General features: G+C 73.9%; 8 protein-coding genes. All 8 read right to left on the minus strand.

Features of this window, described 5'->3' with window-relative positions:
• Positions 1–11: 11 nt before the first annotated feature.
• The 8 genes from AC07EG_RS15040 to AC07EG_RS15075 all read right to left on the minus strand — a co-directional run bounded on the left by AC07EG_RS15040 (position 12) and on the right by AC07EG_RS15075 (position 18,235).
• Positions 12–833, minus strand: a complete 822-nt coding sequence (locus AC07EG_RS15040; RefSeq protein WP_478253666.1) for an ABC transporter permease — start codon at positions 831–833, stop codon at positions 12–14.
• Positions 830–10,768, minus strand: a complete 9,939-nt coding sequence (locus tag AC07EG_RS15045; protein WP_478253667.1) for an amino acid adenylation domain-containing protein — start codon at positions 10,766–10,768, stop codon at positions 830–832. The genes AC07EG_RS15040 and AC07EG_RS15045 overlap by 4 nt, the downstream gene beginning before the upstream one ends.
• Positions 10,765–11,727, minus strand: coding sequence for a pyridoxal-phosphate dependent enzyme (locus AC07EG_RS15050; protein ID WP_478253668.1), 963 nt, complete (start codon positions 11,725–11,727; stop codon positions 10,765–10,767). Before AC07EG_RS15050 ends, AC07EG_RS15045 begins: the two co-directional genes overlap by 4 nt.
• Positions 11,718–12,941 (minus strand): acyl-CoA dehydrogenase family protein, encoded by a 1,224-nt coding sequence (locus AC07EG_RS15055; RefSeq protein WP_478253669.1) that lies wholly within the window; start codon positions 12,939–12,941, stop codon positions 11,718–11,720. Before AC07EG_RS15055 ends, AC07EG_RS15050 begins: the two co-directional genes overlap by 10 nt.
• Positions 12,938–13,606 carry a DUF2786 domain-containing protein gene (locus AC07EG_RS15060; RefSeq protein WP_478253670.1) on the minus strand — a complete coding sequence of 223 codons (669 nt, stop codon included), beginning with the start codon at positions 13,604–13,606 and terminating at the stop codon, positions 12,938–12,940. The genes AC07EG_RS15055 and AC07EG_RS15060 overlap by 4 nt, the downstream gene beginning before the upstream one ends.
• Positions 13,607–13,610: 4 nt before the next feature.
• A complete protein-coding gene (locus AC07EG_RS15065) occupies positions 13,611–13,877 on the minus strand; it encodes an acyl carrier protein (protein ID WP_478253671.1) in 267 nt (88 codons plus the stop codon).
• 28 nt (positions 13,878–13,905) lie between these two features.
• Complete coding sequence (locus AC07EG_RS15070) at positions 13,906–15,597, minus strand: phytoene desaturase family protein (RefSeq protein ID WP_478253672.1); 1,692 nt, start codon at positions 15,595–15,597, stop codon at positions 13,906–13,908.
• A gap of 64 nt (positions 15,598–15,661) precedes the next feature.
• Positions 15,662–18,235, minus strand: a complete 2,574-nt coding sequence (locus tag AC07EG_RS15075) for an FtsX-like permease family protein (protein WP_478253673.1) — start codon at positions 18,233–18,235, stop codon at positions 15,662–15,664.
• Position 18,236 lies beyond the last annotated feature (1 nt).

Below are 18,236 nucleotides of genomic sequence, written 5' to 3' on the forward strand. Positions count from 1 at the left end.
TAGGGGGTTCTTCAGGCGACCCGGTAGCGGCGGAAGCTGAACAGGGTGGCCAGCACGAAGACCACCGCCAGCGAGACGGTGATCACCACCTCCGGGTGCCGGGACGGGAACCCGGTGCCGACGGCCACCGGATTGCCCCAGAGTTCGCGCACCGCGTTGGTGACCGAGCTGACCGGGTTCCACTCGGCGATCGGCCGCAGCCAGGGCGGCAGCCGGTCGATGGACATGAAGGCGTTGGAGAGGAAGGAAAGCCCCAGCGTCACCACCGCGCCGATGCCGTCGATCGACTCGGGGTTGCGCAGGGTCAGCCCGAGCAGCACGCCGACCCAGATCATCACGTAGACGAAGACCACCAGCAGGCCGAGCCCGGCCAGCAGCGGCAGCACCCCGGTGTGCACCCGGCCGCCGACCAGCACCCCGGCCCCGGCCACCACGACCAGCGCGACCAGGCCCACCACCAGGTCGCCGAGGGTGTGCCCGACCAGCACGGTGGGCCGGGTGATCGGCAGCGAGCGGAACCGGTCGGTCAGCCCGCCCCTGAGGTCCATCGCCACCGCGATCGCGGTGGGCGCGATGCTGGCCAGGCCGACCTGCATCAGCGCGGCGGGCAGCAGGAACTCCGGGTAGCTGCCGCCGCCGGGCACCAGCACCGCGTCCTTGAACACGTAGCCGATGGCCAGCATGGTGATCAGCGAGTTCAGCGTGACCGCGAGCAGCCTGCCGGGTGCCTGGCGCAGGTGGGTCAGCCGGCGCTTGGCCAGCGCGAGCGTTTCGACGGCCGCGGTGAACGGCGGGGTCTTGGTTTCGGCGGTGGACGGTGTCGCAACTGTCACAGCTCCCCCTCGGCGGGTTCTGCCCGGTCGAGCCGGGCGGCCACCAGGGCACCGATCCGGCCCTGCGGTCCTTCGTGCATCAGGTGTTCGTGCCCGGCGTCGACCCGGTGGGCCTCCACCGGGCCGCCGGTGAACGGCGCCCAGCGGCGGGCGCGTTCGGCGATTTCTTCGTCGTCGAGGCCGTCGGCGGCGATGACGAGCTGGATGCCGCCGGTGAACTTCGACGGCCGGTGGTGGTGGGCCAGCCGGGCGTTGTTGTTCATCACCGCCAGCACCCGCCGCATGCGTTCCTCGCCGATCTCGGCCAGCCGCGAATCCCCGCGGCGCAGCACTTCGAGCACGTCCTCGGCGGTCAGCTCGCGCCCGGCGAACTCCGTGGCGTCGAAGCCGACGTGGCCGAGGAAGCTGGCCAGCAGTTCCCGTTCGGACGGCACCGCTCCGGCCGTGCCGCCCACCGGGTAGCTGTCCAAGATGGACAGCAGGGCGACGCGGTGGCCCGCGGCTTCGAGCTGCACGGCGATCTCGTGCACCAGCAGCCCGCCGAAGGACCAGCCGAGCAGGTGGTACGGGCCCTCCGGCTGGATCTCGGTGATCCGGGCCAGGTACTCGGCCGCCACCTGCTCGACGCGGTCCGGGAACTCCCGGTCCTCGCCGACGTTCGGCGACTGGAGCCCGTAGACCGGGCGGTCGAAGTACCGGGCCAGGCCGAGGTACGGCAGGCTCAGCCCCAGCCCGGCGTGCACGCAGAACAGCGGCGGGCGGTCACCACCCGGCCGGATGGGCAGCACCGGGGCGAACGGGTCGACCAGCACGCCGTCGGCCCCGGCGCGGCCCGCCGTGGCGGCGAGGCGTTCGACGGTGCCGTGGGTCAGCACGTCGGCCACGGTGATCGGCACGCCGCCCTTGCGGGCCAGTGCGACCAGGCGCACCGAACGGAGGCTGTCCCCGCCGAGCGCGAAGAAGTCGGCGGTGACGTCCACGGTGGCCAGTCCCAGGGTCTCGGCGAACGCCACCCGCAGCACCTCCTCGGCGGGGGTGCCCGGACCCGTGCGAGCCGGTGGGGCCGGCTCGGGCAGCGCATCGACGTCGAGCCGTCCCTCCTGGGTCAGCGGCAGCGCGTCCAGCACCTGGAAGGCCGACGGCACGGCGTAGTCCGGCAGGGTGCGCGTCAGCCCGTCGCGCAGGTCCGCCACGTCCACCCCGGCCGAGACCAGGTAGGCGAGCAGCCGGTCGTCCCGGACCACCACCGCGGCCGCGGTCACCGACGGGTGCCTGGCCAGCGCGGACTCGATTTCGGCGGGCCGCACGGCGAACCCGCGCACGCGGGCCTGCTCCAGGAAGTCCAGGGTGCCGTCGGGCCGCCAGCGCACCACGTCGCCGGTGCGGAACATCCGGGCCCCCGGTGGCCCGAACGGGTCGGCGACGAACCGTCCGGCGGTCAGCGCGGTCCGGCCGAGGTAACCACGGGCCAGTCGGGCACCACCGAGGTACAGCTCACCGCGGACGCCGGGGGCGACCGGGCGCAGCGCGGTGTCCAGGACGTAGGCCCGGACCCCGGTCACCGGGGTGCCCAGCGCCGGTGCCGCGTCACCGGGCACCGGTTCACCGGCGATCGAGAAGTACCCGGTTTCGCGGCGGCCGTAGTGGTTCACCACGCTCGCGCCGCGCTCACGCAGGCCGTCGGCCAGTGCACCGCTGAGGGACTCCCCGGTGGAGAGCACCCGCGCACCCGCGAGTTCCGCCGGGGGCTTCAGCGCGCTCGGCGTGGTGAGCAGCACGGTCGGCGGGGTGGCGGGTTCGCCGAGCACCACCGTGGCGCCCGCCCGGAAAGCCGCCAGCGCCACCGGGATCGCGTGCTCCGCGTCGGGCAGCGCGACCCGGTCCTTGGCACGGAACCGCAGTCCGGTCAGCACGTCGGCGAGCGCGCCGCGCGAGAGCACCACGCCGTTCCGGCCGGTCACCGAAGCCGGCTGCCCAGCCCGCGTCCGGACCCGGGGCACCGGTCCGGTGGCCGCCAGTTCCCGGTCGAGCACCAGGAACGGCCGGATCCCGGCGGTGTCCGGGCCGGGCAGGTGGTACGCCGCCCCGGCGGTGAGCACCGCCAGCACCCCGGCCAGCCGGTCCACCGGGGAGTCCAGCGCGACCGTGACGACCTTCTCCGGACCGGCCCCGGCGGCGATCAGCCCCCTGGCCAGCGCCCGGACCCTGGTCCGCAGCTCGGTGTAGGTCAGCGTGGTCCCGCCGCCGGTCAACGCCGTCGCGGTGCCGCGGCCGGTGAGCAGCCGGGGCAGGTCGGCTTCCGGCCGGAGGACGGGCCCGCCCCAGTGGTTCAGGATGCGGCCGCGTTCGGCGCTGGTGAGCACTTCGATCCGGCTCAGCGGGCGGGCGGGATCGGCGGCCACGGCGGCCAGCACGCGGTTGAGCCGCTCGGCGAGCCGTCCGGCCGCCTCGCCGCTGAACAGGTCGGCGCTGTATTCGAGCGTGCCGTCCAGCCCGCCACCACCCCGGCGTTCACCGAGCTGGACGGTCAGGTCGAACTTGAACTTGGCGTGCGTGGCGGGCAGCGGTTCCGGGCGCACCCGCAGGCCACCCAGCTCGAACCCGGCGTCCGGCACCTCGTAGTGGGCCAGCATCACCTGGAACAGCGGCTGCCGCGACAGCGAACGGGCCGGGCGCAGCGTGTCGAGCAGGTGCTCGAACGGCAGGTCCTGGTGGGCGTAGGCGGCCAGGCCGGTGTCGCGGACCCTGGCGAGCAGGTCCTCGAACCGCGGGTCGCCGCTGGTGTCGGTGCGCAGCACCAGCGTGTTGACGAAGAAGCCGACGAGGTCGTGCACCGCGTCGTCGGTCCGCCCGGCGACCAGGCTGCCCAGCGGGATGTCGGTGCCCGCCCCCAGTTTCGCCAGCAGGGTGGCGACCGCGGCCTGGAGCACCATGAACACGCTCGCCCCGGTCCGCCGGGCCAGTTCCGCCAGCCCGCGGTGGACCTCCGGCGGCACGGTGAACTCGACCGTGCCGCCGGAGAAGGTGGTGGCGGCCGAACGCGGGCGGTCGGCGGGCAACGCCAGTTCGTCCGGGAGGCCGGCCAGCGCGTTCCGCCAGAACTCCAGCAGGCCGCTGCCGCCGTCGGCGAGCAGTTCCCGTTGCCACACCGCGTAGTCCGCGTACTGGGCGGGCAGCGCCGCCCAGCCGGGGGCGCGGCGGGCGAGCCGGGCCTGGTAGGCGGTGGCGAGGTCGCGGGCCAGCACGTCCACCGACCAGGCGTCCCCGGCGATGTGGTGCAGCACCAGCAGCAGCACGTGCTCCCCGCCACCGAGCCGGAACAGCCGTGCCCGGAATGGACGGTCGGTGGCGAGGTCGAAGCTCCGGGCCGCTTCGGCGGCCAGTGCCGCGGTCAGCTCCGCCTCGGCCAGCGGCGTGGCCGCCAACCGCTCCCCGGATTCCAGGATTCGCTGGTACGGAACGCCGTCCTGGTCCGGGAACACCGTGCGCAGCACCTCGTGCCGGGCCACCACGTCGTCGACCGCCGACGCCAGCGCCGCCGGATCGAGGTCGCCGGACAGGCGCACCGCGAGCGGGATGTGGTAGGAGCCACCGCCGCCCTCGAGCCGGTTCAGGAACCACATGCGCAACTGCGCGAAGGACAGCGGCGGCCGCTCGGGCCGGTCGAGCAGGCGGAAGGTGGCGCGGGCCTGCCCGGCGCCCGCCAGCCGGTCGGCGAGCCCGGCCACGGTTCGGGCCTCGAACAGGTCCCGCACCGGCAGTTCGGCGTCCAGCGCCGACCGCACCCGGCTGACCACGGCGGTCGCCAGCAGCGAATGCCCGCCGAGCGCGAAGAAGTCTTCGTCGATGCCGACGGTCTCGACGCCGAGCACTTCGGCGTAGATGCCGCACAGCAGCTCCTCCACCGGGGTCCGCGGTCCCCGGCTGGGCTGCCGGTCCGCCTGCTCGGGCGCGGGCAGCGCCTTGCGGTCGACCTTGCCGTGCGCGGTGAGCGGGAAGCCGTCCAGCAGCACCAGCTCGTGCGGCACCATGGCGGCGGGCAGCCGGTCGGCGAGGTGGGCCCGCAGCACCGCGGGTTCCACCGGTTCGGCGGGCACCACGTAGGCCACCAGCCGTTCTTCACGCACCACGACCACCGGTTCGGCGACCGCGGGGTGCGCCCCGAGCACGGCTTCGACCTCACCGAGTTCGATGCGCTGGCCGCGGATCTTGACCTGGAAGTCCCGCCGTTCGACGAACTCCAGCGCACCGTCCGGCCGCGCCACCACCCGGTCCCCGGTGCGGTACATCCGCGTCCCCGGCTCCCCGAAGGGATCGGCGACGAACACCGAAGCGGTCCGCTCGGGCGCGTTCAGGTAACCCCGGCCGACCACCAGCCCGCCGACGTACAGCTCCCCCGGCACCCCGGCGGGCACCGGCCGCAGTTCGTCGCTGAGCACGTACAGCCGGGAGTTCCGCACCGGGCGGCCGATCGGCACCCGGATGCCGGAGAAGTCGTCGGTGGCGCGCAAGACGGCGTGCGTCACGTCGTCCGAGCACTCGGTCGGCCCGAACGCGTTGACCAGCGGGATGTCCGGGAACCGCGCGAACCACCGGGTGCACAGCTGCGGGGGCAGCGCCTCCCCGGTGACCACCAGCCAGCGCAAGCCCGGCAGCGCGACCTGCGCGCCCGCGATGTCCCAGGCGTCCAGGGCCACCCGCAGCAGCGACGGCACCACCTCCAGCACGGTCACGCCTTCGCCGGGCACCAGCCCGAACAACGCACCGGGATCGGCCGCGGTGGCCCGGCCGACCACGCGCACCCCGGCCCCCACCAGCAGCGGTGCCAGCATCTGCCACACCGACACGTCGAAGGTCAGCGGCGCGTTCTGCACCACCACGTCCGTGTCGCGCAGGTCCAGGTCCTCCACCTTGGCCAGCAGGTGGTTCACCATGCCCCGCTGGTGCACCATCGCCCCCTTGGGCTTCCCGGTGGACCCCGAGGTGAAGATCACGTACGCCAGGTCGCCGTCCCTGGTGGACACCGGACGGGAAGCCGTTTCCTCGGCGTCGTCCAACGCCACCAGCGACGCGTTCCCGGTGATCCGGGCGGCGAGTTCGGCGTGACCCGGGCCCACCACGAGGGCTTCCGCGCCGCTGTCGGCCAGCAGTCCGGCCAGCCGCGCCTCGGGCATCGACGGGTCCAGCGGCAGGTAGGCACCACCGGCGCTCCAGGCCCCCAGGATGGCGGAGGCAAAACCGATGCCCGGCTCGGCCAGCACCGCGACGAGCCCGGCTGGCAGCCGCCGCGCCAGGGCGTTCGCCCGCCGCAGCAACGCCGGATACGTCACCGAGCCACCGTCGTCCACCACCGCGACCGCGTCCGGGTAGACCTCGGCGACCCGGCGCAGGCGGGTCAGCAACGCCTCGCCCACCTCACCGGCGGTCCCGGTACCCCGGGCCAGCAGCACCTCGTGTTCCTCGGGCGTCACCAGGTCGATCCGGCCCAGTGGCCGGGCGGGATCGTCGGTGACCGCGTCCAGCAGCGCCGAGAACCGCCGGGTCAGCCGCTCGATCTCCGCCGGGGCGAACAGTTCCGCGGCGTGGTCGAAGCGGAAGAGCAGCCGCCGCCCGGGTTCCACCACCAGGCTGAGCGGGTAGTGCCGCGAGTCCAGGGTGACCGCGTCCACCACCCGCACGTCCTCGCCGAGCGTCACCTGCGGGCCCTGGTCGTCGGCGGGCACGTTCTCGAACACCACCGCGGTGTCGAACAGCTCGCCCAGCCCGGCCAGGCCCGGCACCTCGTTCTGCACCTCGGCCAGCCCGGTGTGCTGCGCGGACAGCATGACCGCCTGCTGCCGCCGGAGCTCGGCCAGCAGTTCGCCGACCGGCCGGGCCGGGTCCAGCCGCGCCCGCACCGGCACGGTGTTGACGAACATGCCGACCATCGTCTCGACCCCGGGCAGTTCCGCCGGGCGGCCCGAGGTGACCGAACCGAACACCACGTCGCGCTGCCCGGCGAGCCGCCCGACCAGGATCGCCCAGCACGCCTGGACGATGGTGTTCAGGGTGAATTCCTGGCCGCGGGCCCAGGCCGACAGCCGGGCGGTGTCCGCTTCGGACAGTTCCAGCTCGGCCGACGCGGGCAGCGAGCGCACCGGCTCGGCGGCGGGCGCGACCCGGGTCGGTTCCGCCAGCCCGGCCAGCAGCTCGCGCCAGGCCCGCTTGGCCGCCGCCTGGTCCTGCCCGGCCAGCCAGGCCAGGTAGTCGCGGAACGGCGGCACCGCGGGCAAAGCGGTGGCGGGGCCGTCGGCGTACAGGGCGGACAGCTCGCGGATGAGGATCGGCACCGACCAGCCGTCGGTGGCGATGTGGTGCGCGGTCCAGAGGAAGCGGAACTCCGCCGCGGCCAGTTTGACCAGGGTGAACCGCACCAGTGGCGGCCGGGTGAGGTCGAACCGGGTGGCGCGGTCCTCGGCCAGCAGCCGCCGCAGTTCCGCCTCCCGCGCACCGGCCGGGAGGTGGCTCAGGTCGAGTTCGGTCCACGGCAACGGGACTTCGGCGGCGATCACCTGCACGGCCTCGCCGGACCGGCGGTGGCGGAAGTACGCCCGCAGGGTGGCGTGTCGGCGCAGCAGCGCGGCACAGGCGTCGCGCACGGCCGCCACGTCGAGCGGGCCCTCCAGGTTCGCCACGGCCTGCACGGTGTAGACGTCCACGCCGTCCGGGTCGTACTCGGCGTGGAACAGCAGTCCCTGCTGCAACGGGGAGAGCGGCAGCACTTCCTCGGTCGTGGTGCCGTCGGCGGTCAGCTCGTCCAGTTCCGCCGGGGGGAGTTCGACCAGCGGGCCGTCCGGCAGCACGACCTCCTCGGTGTCGCCGGACAGCGTGGCGCCGACCGCGATGGCCGCCGGGGTGCGGTTCTCCAGGATGTCGCGCGGGGTGATCACCAGACCGGCCTTGCGGGCGCGGCTGACCACCTGGATGGCGCTGATGCTGTCGCCGCCGAGGGCGAAGAAGTTGTCGTCGATGTACACGCGCGGCACGGTCAGCACCTCGGCCAGCACGTCGCAGAGGATCTGCTCGGCGGCGTCACGCGGGGCCCGGCCGGCCAGTTCGGTGCCGAAGTCGGGTTCGGGCAGCGCCTCCCGGTCGACCTTGCCGTGTTCGGTCAGCGGCAGCCGGTCCAGCACGAACACCGCCGAGGGCACCATGTAGTCCGGCAGGAGCTGCTGCAGCGCGCTGCGCACGGCACCCGCGTCGACGGGTCCGGTGCCGGTCAGGTACGCGGCGAGGCGGGTGGTCCCGGCGGGATCGGTGAGCACCCGGACGACGGCGTCCGCGAGCTCCGGCAACGACCGCAGGGTGCTCTCGATCTCGCCGAGTTCCACGCGGTGGCCGCGGATCTTGACCTGGAAGTCCCGCCGTTCGACGAACTCCAGTGCGCCGTCCGGCCGGGCCACCACCCGGTCGCCCGTCCGGTACATCCGCTCGCCCGGCTCGCCGAACGGGTCGGCGACGAACACCGAGGCCGTCCGCTCGGGTGCGTTCAGGTAACCCCGGCCGACCACCAGCCCGCCGACGTACAGCTCCCCCATCGCCCCGACCGGCACCGGGCGCAGTTCGTCACCCAGCACGTACAGGCGGCAGTTGCGCACCGGGCGCCCGATCGGCACCCGGACACCGGCGACCCCGGCGCGCAGGACGGCGTGCGTGACGTCGTCCGAGCACTCGGTCGGCCCGTAGGCGTTGACCAGCGGGATGTCCGGGAAGCGCTGGAACCAGCGGGCACACAGGTCCGGCGGCAGCGCCTCCCCGGTGACCACCAGCCACCGCAACCCCGGCAGCGCGACCTCGGCGCCCGCGGTGTCCCAGGCGTCCAGCGCCGCCCGCAGCAGCGACGGCACCACCTCCAGCACGGTCACGCCTTCGCCGGGCACCAGCCCGAACAACGCGTCCGGGTCGGCGGCCGTCGCCCGGTCCACCACCCGCACCCCGGCCCCCACCAGCAGCGGTGCCAGCATCTGCCACACCGACACGTCGAAGGTCAGCGGCGCGTTCTGCACCACCAGGTCCGAGGCCCGCAGGTCCAGGTCCTCCACCTTGGCCAGCAGGTGGTTCACCAGACCGCGGCGGTGCACCATCGCCCCCTTGGGCTTCCCGGTGGACCCCGAGGTGAAGATCACGTACGCCAGCGCTTCGTCCTCAGTGGACACATGATCCGGCGGCACTTCGGTGTCGTCCAGTTCCACCAGCGGCAGTCCCCCGGCGATCTCCGCCGCCAGCTCACCGTGCCCCGGACCCACCACGAGGGCTTCGGCACCGCTGTCCGCCAGCAGGCCCGCCAGCCGCGCCACCGGCATCGACGGGTCCAGCGGCACATACGCGCCCCCGGCCCCCAGCACCCCCAGCACCGCCGAGACGAAACCGATGCCGGGATCGGCCAGCACCGCCACCAGGCCGTCCGGCAGGCGTCCCGACAACGCGCTCGCCCGCCGCAGCAACGTCGAGTACGTCACCGAACCGGCGTCGTCCACCACCGCGACCGCGTCCGGATCGGCGGCACGCACCCGCGCCAGCAGATCGGCGTCGACCGGGCCGGGAGCACCCGCGCCCAGGGCGAGCACGGCAGCGGCTTCCCCGGCGGTGAGCACGTCCACCCGGCCGAGGTGACCGTCCGGGTCGGCCAGGGCGAACCGTTCCAGGAACGCCGCGAAGCGGTCCAGGTGGGCCTGCACGCCCTCGGCGTCATACAGGTCCGGGTTGCCGTTGAGGTGCATCTCGATGCCGCCGTCAACGGCGTCCAGCACGGTCACCGACAGGTCGTTGGTGATGCCGGTGGACAGGTTGTTCAGCCGGGTTCCGCACTCGCCGAGGCGCAATCCGGGGTCGGGCGGGAGCACGTTCACGAACGGCCCGCCGAACGGCCTGCGCTCGTCGCTGCGCACACCGATGTCGCGGCGGATCTGGTTCACGTGGTAGCGCTGGTGCTTCAGCGTCCTGGCCAGTTCACGGGACGCCCGCGCCAGCAGTTCACCCGGGGTCATCGACGGCTGGACCACCATGCGCAGCGGCAGGTAGTTCGCCACCATGCCGGGGGTGGCCCGCGACCGCACCCCCGCCCGTGCCGCCACCGGCACGGTGAGCAGCAGGTCGTTGATGCCGGAAACCCGCTGGGTGTAGGCGGCCATCGCGGCGATGACGAAGGTCGGCAGGGTCACCTTGGCCGCGGCCACCGCCGCCCGGATCGCTTCGGCGGACCGGGCGGGCAGCACCAGGCTGCGGCGCAGGAAGCCCCGCGCGGGCGCCGGTTCGGCACCGGAGAGGCTGACCAGGTCCGGGGTGGACTCGAAGTGGCCGCTCCAGAACTCCTTGTCCCGCAGGCGGTGCACCGAATCCTGGTAGGCGAGGTCGGCGTCGAGCAGGTGCCGGAAGGACGGCAGCCGCCCGTCCTCGACGGACTCCCCGGCGAGGATGGCGTTGTACAGCTCACCGAGGCGGCGGTGGCAGATCGCCGCGCTGTAGCCGTCGCCGACCAGGTGGTGCGTGGTCAGGTACCAGAAGTGCCGCCGCGGGCCCACCTTGAGCAGCGCGCCGCGGAACAGCGGGAAGTCGGTCAGCGCGAACGGTTCGCGCAGGTCCTCGTGCATCCAGGCGACGGCCGCCGCCACCGGATCGGCCTCGCCGGACAGGTCCGGGTACCGCACCGGCAGTTCCGGCAGCGGCTCGATCACCTGCCGCGGCTCGCCGGCCACCTCGAAGAACCGCGCCCGGAAGCATTCGGCCTCCTCGGCCAGCCGGTGCAGGGCGGCCTCGAACACCGCGGTGTCCAGCGGACCGCGGATGTCGAGGTAGTCGGCCATCGCGTAGGCGAGGCCACCACCGGAGAGCTGCTCGTCGAACCAGACGTCGGTCTGCGCGGTGGACAGGGGCAGCGTCGCGTCGACGGCGGTCATCGGGGCACCTCGGAGAAGGTCTCGGTGGTCAGGGGGGCGTCGAGCAGTGCACCGGGCCCGTAGCTGTCGGCCACCCACTGGTCCTGGTAGACGGTGTCGAGGTAGCGGTCGCCGAGGTCCGGGGAGATCGCCACGGCGGTCAGCTCCCCGTCCCCGTTGGCGGAAAGCCACTCCAGCGCACCGGCCAGCACGGTGCCGGTGGGCCCGCCGAGCAGGAAACCGTGGCGCACCAGCCGTCGGCAGGCCCGCACCGCGGCCGCCTCGTCCACCCGAACCACGGCGTCGACCAGGGTTTCGTCGAGCCGGCGGTGGTCCCCGTGGCCGGGCAGCCTGCCGGGGCCGGGAGCGGTTTCCACCGCAACGATCCGGGCGGACGGCCGGGCCCGGCGCAGGTACCGGGCGCAGCCGGTGACCGTGCCGGTGGTGCCCGTGCCGACGAACAGCACGTCCAGCCCGGGGAAGGTGCGCAGGATCTCCGGCCCGGTGGACCGGTGGTGCACCCGCCAGTTCTCCGGGTTCGCGTACCGGTCCAGCCAGACGTACCCGGCGTTTTCCGCGCACAGCCTGCGGACCAGCCGCCGCCGGGCACCCGGCAGGCCCTCCTCCGGGTGCGGGTCGGTGACCACGTGCACCTCGGCGCCCAGGTTCTGCATGAGCTGGCGCGCGGTCAGCGTGCACCGCGAGTCGGTGACGCAGGCGAACCGGTAGCCCCGGCTCGCCGCGATCATGCTCAGCGCCACCCCGATGCCGCCGGAGGAGGTCTCCACCATGGTCGAGCCGGGGCGCAGCGCACCGGCCCGTTCGGCGGCTTCGACCATCTCCACGGCCGGTTTCAGCTTGCCGGAACCGGCGAAGTTGAACCCCTCGCACTTGAGGAACAGCGCCCGCCCGGCGAACCGGTGGAGGTCGAGGTAGAGGTCGGAGACGTCGAACTGCTCCGGCTTGGTGATCACCCGCACGGGGAACCTCCGGTCGAGAAGGCGGGAAAGGGGTCGTCGCGGCCGAGCTTCCCGGTGCGCACGCCGTGGAACAGGTTGAGCCGCTGGATGTTGCCGGTGCCCTCCATGAACTCCACGCCCCTGGCGTCCCTGGTCAGCTTGTCCAGCACCGGGTGCTCCCAGCGGGCGCGGGGGCCGAAGAACTCGGCGGCGGCCAGGGTGGTTTCCTCGGCGAGGCGGGCGGCGTCCGCCTTCGCGGCCGAGGCGAGGTAACCGTTGCCGGGATTGGCGTCGACCTCGACGGCCGACAGGTGCACCAGCTGCCGGACGCCGTCGATCCGGCGGCCGAGGCGGTCCAGCCGGTCCCGCTCGGCGAGCCCGAGGGACCGCCGGTGGGTCCGCACGTAGTCGTGCGCGGCACGGGCGATGCCCACCGCGATCGCGGCGACGCCGGGCCGGAGCCGGTTGAACGTCCGCGCGCAGGCCCACATCCCGCGCCGGGTCGGCGAAAGGTGGCGGCCGAGCACGCGGCAGGCGGGGATTTCGACCGCGTCCAGGTCGATGGCGCAGAACCGGGCTCCGCGCAGGCCGAGCATGGGCAGCGGTTCGGCGTGGAACCCGGCCGCGGTGGTGCCGGTGGTGCCGGTGGTGCCAGCGGTGTCGAGGAGGGCCGCGGTCACCCCGAGCGGCCCCCGGCGGGTGCGGGCGAACACCACCCCGAGCCGGGCCCTGGCGGCGTTGCCGACGTACTTCTTGCGCCCGGACAGCACGAAGCCGTCCTGTGCGGGTTCGAGCGCGGTGTCCAGTGCGTTGGCGTCCGACCCGCGGGCCGGTTCGGTCAGCGCGAAGAAGGTCCACGTGGGACGGTCGAGCAGGGTGCCGTAGAACCAGGCTTTCTGCTGTTCGTCGCCGAGCATGTCGACCAGCACCCCGGACATCGACGCCCCCGGCGCGGCGAGCATCAGCCCGGCGTCCCCACCGGCGAACTCCTCCAGCACCACCGCTCGTTCGAGGGCGGACATGCCGTGGAAGCGGTGCCCCCCGGCGAGCACGCCGCGTCCGCCGTGTTCCGGCGGGATGATCATTTCGGCCAGGCAGCGCACGCCCGGCAGGTCGGTGATCCGGCCGACGGCGTCGGGATCGCGGTCGAGCGCGAGTCCGTGTTCGCGGAAGTCCTCGCTCCAGGCCCGGGCTTGCGCACGCAGGGCCAGCAGCCGATCGTCGAGCACGGTCATCGGCAGGCACCGCCGAGCAGTTCGGAGATGTCGGCGACCTCACCCGGGCCGCCCGCGAGGAACCCGCTCGCCCCCAGCAGGCGCAGCGAACCGCGGTCGGCCTCGGTGATCCTGGCGTGCAGGTCGCGGTGGGGGGACCGGGCGGTCGCCAGTTCGGCGCGCACCTCGAGCAACACGGTCACCACCTCGGCGATCGCGCCCTGGACCAGCTGCTGGCGGAGGAGGGTCTCCTCACCGGTGTAGCGCTCGCCGAGGTGGTCGAGGCAGCGGTCCAGCAGGTACTGGGACAGGCCCAGCCGCAACCAGATGGCGCCCGTCAGCAGCACCGGTTCGGCGGGACCGGGTTCGCCCCGGACGAGGAGGACCGGGCCGCCGGGCAGGTCCGCGACCCGCACCACCGAAGCGCCGGGCAGGCCCGCCACCTGGCCGCCGGGCGGGCGAGCCGCCGGCGGTTCGCCCGCCCGCTCCACCGGCCCACCGGGTGGGGCTCCCGTTCCCGCTGCCGGGTCGGCGGGCAGCACCGCGCATCCGCCCGGCCCGAACACCGAAGCGCCGGCGGGCAGGGCGCTGAGCAGGGTGGCGAGGGCGGGGGCGGTGCCTCGTGCCCTGGCGGAGTCGTGGCACCGCCGCCACAGTCCGGTGTCCACCCCCGCGATCGCCGTCACGGGTTCAGCCGGCCATTTCCGCGCTGACGAAACCCGCCAGCGAGCGGACCGATTCGAAGTGGCTCATCTCCAGGTTGTCGGTGTCGAACTCGACGCCGAGGGTTTCTTCCAGCTGCATCAGCAGTTCCAGCACCCCGGTGGAGTCGAGGCCGACGTCGGCCAGGCGGGTGTCCTCGGCCAGGTCGGGCACCTCCTCCTCGAGCACCGCTTCCAGGGCGGCGATCACCCCGGCCACCACCTGCTCGTGCACACCCGTGACGGCTTCCGTCATGACGATCACTTTCCTTTCGGCGATTCACTCAACTCTGTGGTCCCGCGGGCGCCAGCTTCGCCAGCCCACGGGCGTTCCGGCGGTGGAGACCACGGGAAACCCGCAGCGGATCCCAGTCCGCCGCCCGCACGGGCAGCAGGTCCGGGTTCCCGAACACCGCACCCCGGCAGACCTCCGGCAGCACCGCCCGGCCGAGGATGGCCGAGGCGCACGCCGCGCCGCTGGTGGCGACTCCGACGATGCCGCCGCCGTGCTGGATGTTCTGCCCCGCCAGGTACAGGCCCTCGATGCCGGACCGCACGTCCGGGCGCTGCCCGGTCCGGCCCCAGCTCTGCAGCCCGTAGGCGCTGCCACCGGTGGACAGGGTGTAGCGCTCCTGCGTCACCGGCGTCGAGGTCTCCAGGTGCACCACGTGCGCCCGGAACGGGCCGATGGCCGCCTCCGCGAGGTCCAGCACCTGTTCGGTGAGCCGGTTCTTGGCCGCCAGGTAAGCCGCTTCCCGGCGGTACCTGCCACCGCGGGACGGTCCCCCCGCCAGCCCCCAGTGCCCGTACCCCGGCGGGCAGGCGGTCATGACCTGGAAGTTGGTGTGCCCCGGCGGGCAGCACGAGCCGGGCACCGGATCCTTGATGGAGGCGAAGGAGAGGAAGGCGAACGGCAGCTCGTCCAGGTCACCGGCTTCGACGCGGGCGTAAGCTGCCTCGACGTCCTCGTTCGGCCAGTACCAGATGTTCGAGTTCGGCTGCTCCGGCAGCTCCCGGTCCAGCGCGACGTAGCAAACCGCCGTGGGCAGCCGCATCCGCGCGCCCTCGGCCCGGTCCACCACCGCACCCGGCAGGTTTTCCGCGCCACCGCACAGTTCCAGCACGGTCCGCCGGTAGTCCGCATTGGACACCACGATCGGCGCGCGGTGGGTGGTGCCGTCGGTCAGCTCCACCCCGGTCGCGCGGCCGTGCTCGACCAGCACCCGGCGCACCCTGGTCTTGGTGAGCAGCGTGCCGCCGTGGGATTCGAGCACTTCGACCAGCGCGGCGGCCACCGTCTGCCCGCCGCCCTCGGGGTAGTAGGCACCGCGGAGGTAGTCGTCGATCATCATCGTGTGCGCGACGACGAGCGTGTTCGCCGGCGCCGAGCCGTAGTTGCCGGACTGGGCGGCGAGCACGGTGCGCGCCCGCGCCGACAGTCCACAGTGGTCGAACAGCTGGGTCAGCGTGCGCCTGCTCCACCGCAGCATCACCGCGGGCACCCGGCCGCCGCCCGCCGTCCGCGCGCTGGTGCGGCAGGTCTCCGCGATCGACGCGCAGATCTCGGCGTAGCGGGTGAGGCCGCCGGCTTCGGCGGGCAGCGCCCGGCGCAGCCGGTCGAGGTACCGCGGCCAGCCGGTCGGCACGGCCAGGCTGACGCTCGGCAGCACGATCCGGTCGAACCCGTCGGGGTCCATCGGGTGGAACCGCACGCGCCCGGCCAGTCCCAGCCCGGCCAGGATCGACGGGAGCAGGCCGCCGGGGCCGCAGTCGCCGAGGTAGTGCACGCCGACGTCGAACTCGTAGGCCCGGCGACGGCGGAACACGTGGCTGTTGCCGCCGGCGACGTCGTGCTGCTCCAGCACCAGCACCCGCCGCCCGGCGGCGGCCAGGTACCCGGCGCAGACCAGGCCGCCGATCCCGGACCCGATCACCACGGCGTCGAAGTCGGCGGCGGTCTCGCTCGAGTTGGTCACGAGGGGAACGCTAGGCCGGTCCGGTGACCTCGGACTGACCGCGCACTGACAGCAGCGCCCCGGGCTACTCCGCGGCGAGCACGCCGGCGGAGTTCGGGCCGCGCAGGCTGAGCCAGGCGGGCACCAGGGTGGCCACCACGGTCAGCAGCACCGCCAGCGCCAGCACCGCCGGGTAGATCCACAGTGGACCGGCGGGGAACCAGCTGCCGGACACCGCCGCGCTGAACGGCACCAGCATCGAACCGGCGACCAGGGTGCCCAGCAGGCTGCCGATCCCGGCGACCAGCAGCGCCTCCACGGTGATCATCCGCAGCACCTGCCCGCGGGTGGCCCCGGTGAGCCGCTGCAGGCCGAACTCGCGGCGCCGGTGCGCGGTCGCCATCACCAGCGTGTTCACCACCGAGATGGCCGCGTAGACCAGCAGCAGGCCGACGATGAGGTAGTTGACCCAGGCGTTCGCCTGCTCCTCGGCCAGGTACGCCTCGGTGAGCGCGCTGCGGTCGGCCACCTCGAGCCCCGGCTGGCCCGCGGCGAAGGCGGTCAGCGCGGCACCGAGCTGGCCGGTCCCGGTGCCGGGGGCCGCGGTCACCAGCACCTGGCTGACCACGCCGTCGGTGGTGTGCGGGGCGAGGGTGGCCGCGGGCAGCAAGGCCGTGGAGAAGTCCGGGTTCGCCCGCAGGATCGCCACCACCTCCAGCGAAACGAAGGCACCGTCGCCCAGCCGCATGGTGATGACCTCGCCGACGCCGACCCCGAGCCGTTCCGCGCGGTCCGCGGGCAGCGCGATGGTGTCACCGCGGAGGTCTTCGAGCCGCCCGGCGACGACCTCACCCCGCCGGGTCTGCGCGGCGGCCTCGGCGGAGACGCCGTTCAGCTCGACGCCGTCCTGGTCCTGCCAGGTGTCCGCGGGGCTTTCGTTGTAGCCCTTGCTGGTGACGAACGCCGACGCGGTGCCGACACCGGGGGTGCGCTGCACCTGCGCGACCAGGTCGTCGGAGATCTCGCCGGTGGCGGAGGTGAGCACGGCGTCGGCGACCAGCGCCCGGTCGTGCTCCCGCCTGGCCGCCTCGGTCTGGGTGGTCTGGAAGTAGAGCATGAACACCGCCAGCCCGGTGGCCAGCATGATCGGGGTGACCGCGCCGGACATCGGCAGCCACCGCGCCCGCGCGTTCAGCGTGGCCAGGTAACCGGCCAGCCCGGACACCGCGCGCACCGGCAGGTGCAGCACCGCGACCAGCGCCCTGGTCAGGCCGGGTGAGAACAACGCCACCGCGGTCGCCACCAGCGTCACCGCCGGGCCGGCCGTGCTGGCCGCCAGCGGACCGTCCATCACGGTGATGGTCAGGTAGGCCAGCACCAGGCCGCAGGCCAGGCTGGAGATCCCGCACCAGAGCCGGAAGGCGGTCAGCCAGCGCACCGGGCCGGTGGTTTCCCGCATCGCCTCCACCGGCCGGGTCTTCGCCGCGAACCGGGCCGCGACGAAGGCCGCGCCCCAGGCGGAGCCGAGGCCGACCAGGATCGCCGCCGCGGCGGGCAGCCAGCTCTGGTGGAACTCCAGCACCGGCTGGAACACGCCGAAGCCGATCAGCCGGTCGAACAGCCAGCTGCCGAGGAAGGCGCCGGGCACGCAGGCCAGCCCGGTGGCCAGCACGCCGACCACCATCGCCTCCCCGGTGATCATCCGGCTCAGCTGCCGCGGGGTGGTGCCGACCGCCCGGAGCAGGGCGACCTCGCGGCGGCGCTGCTGGACCGACAGGGCGAGCGTGCTGGCCACGACGAACATGACCACCTGGATCGCCAGCCCGCCGAACACCGCGGACAGGATGATCAGCAGTTCCCCGTCGGCTTCGGCCTGCGCGAACTCGGCGAGCCCGCGGGCATCACCGGTCAGCGCGACCGCGCCGCGGCCCTGGAGCTGGGCGTCGATCAGGCCGCGCAGGGCAGCGGGATCGGTGCCCGGGGCGGGCAGCACCCCGAAGGCGTCGACCTGACCGGGCGCCGCGGCGAACCGCTGGGCGTCCTGGTCGGCGAAGAAGATCGACTCGACCGCGAGGGGGGTCTCGGCCGAGGCGATCCCGACGACTTCGAAGTCCTGCACGCCACCGGGCACCGCGAGGGGCAGCACGCTGCCCGGCTGGTGGCCGGTCCGGCCGGCGATGGCCGCGTCGAGCACGACCTCACCCGCCCGTTCCGGGGCACGGCCGTCCCGCAGGCCGTAGGGCGCGAGTTCGGCGGACCGCCACGCGTGCCCGCGCTGGGTCCCCGGCACGAGCGGCGGGGCGTCGTCGCCGGGCACGGTGGCCGGGAACGACACGTCGGCGACGACCCCCGCCACCCCCGGGACGCTCTCGATCGCCGCCGCGAGCCCGGCGTCCAGCCGCACCCGTTCGGCCAGCACCGCCGTCTCGTGGTACTCGTCCTCGGTGCCCGCGTAGACCGCGGGCAGGTGGTGGGTCTGGTCCCCGGCGACCACGATCGGCGCGGCCGCCAGCCGCTGCGGCGGGATCACCGTGCTGATCCCGGTTTCCATCAGCCCGCCGCAGGCCATCACCACGGCGGTGCCGAGGAACAGCGCGACGAAGGTGGCGGCGAACCCGCCCTTGCGGAAGCGCAGCGTGCTCAGCGCGAGCCGGAACATC

It is taken from the genome of Amycolatopsis sp. NPDC045836 (assembly GCF_056431745.1).

What these genes read in the sequence shown, in the direction of transcription:
- AC07EG_RS15045 (WP_478253667.1), bottom strand. Translation starts at nt 10,768, where the DNA reads ATGACCGCCGTCGACGCGACGCTGCCCCTGTCCACCGCGCAGACCGAC.
- AC07EG_RS15055 (WP_478253669.1), bottom strand. Translation starts at nt 12,941, where the DNA reads ATGACCGTGCTCGACGATCGGCTGCTGGCCCTGCGTGCGCAAGCCCGG.
- AC07EG_RS15065 (WP_478253671.1), bottom strand. Translation starts at nt 13,877, where the DNA reads ATGACGGAAGCCGTCACGGGTGTGCACGAGCAGGTGGTGGCCGGGGTG.
- AC07EG_RS15075 (WP_478253673.1), bottom strand. Translation starts at nt 18,235, where the DNA reads ATGTTCCGGCTCGCGCTGAGCACGCTGCGCTTCCGCAAGGGCGGGTTC.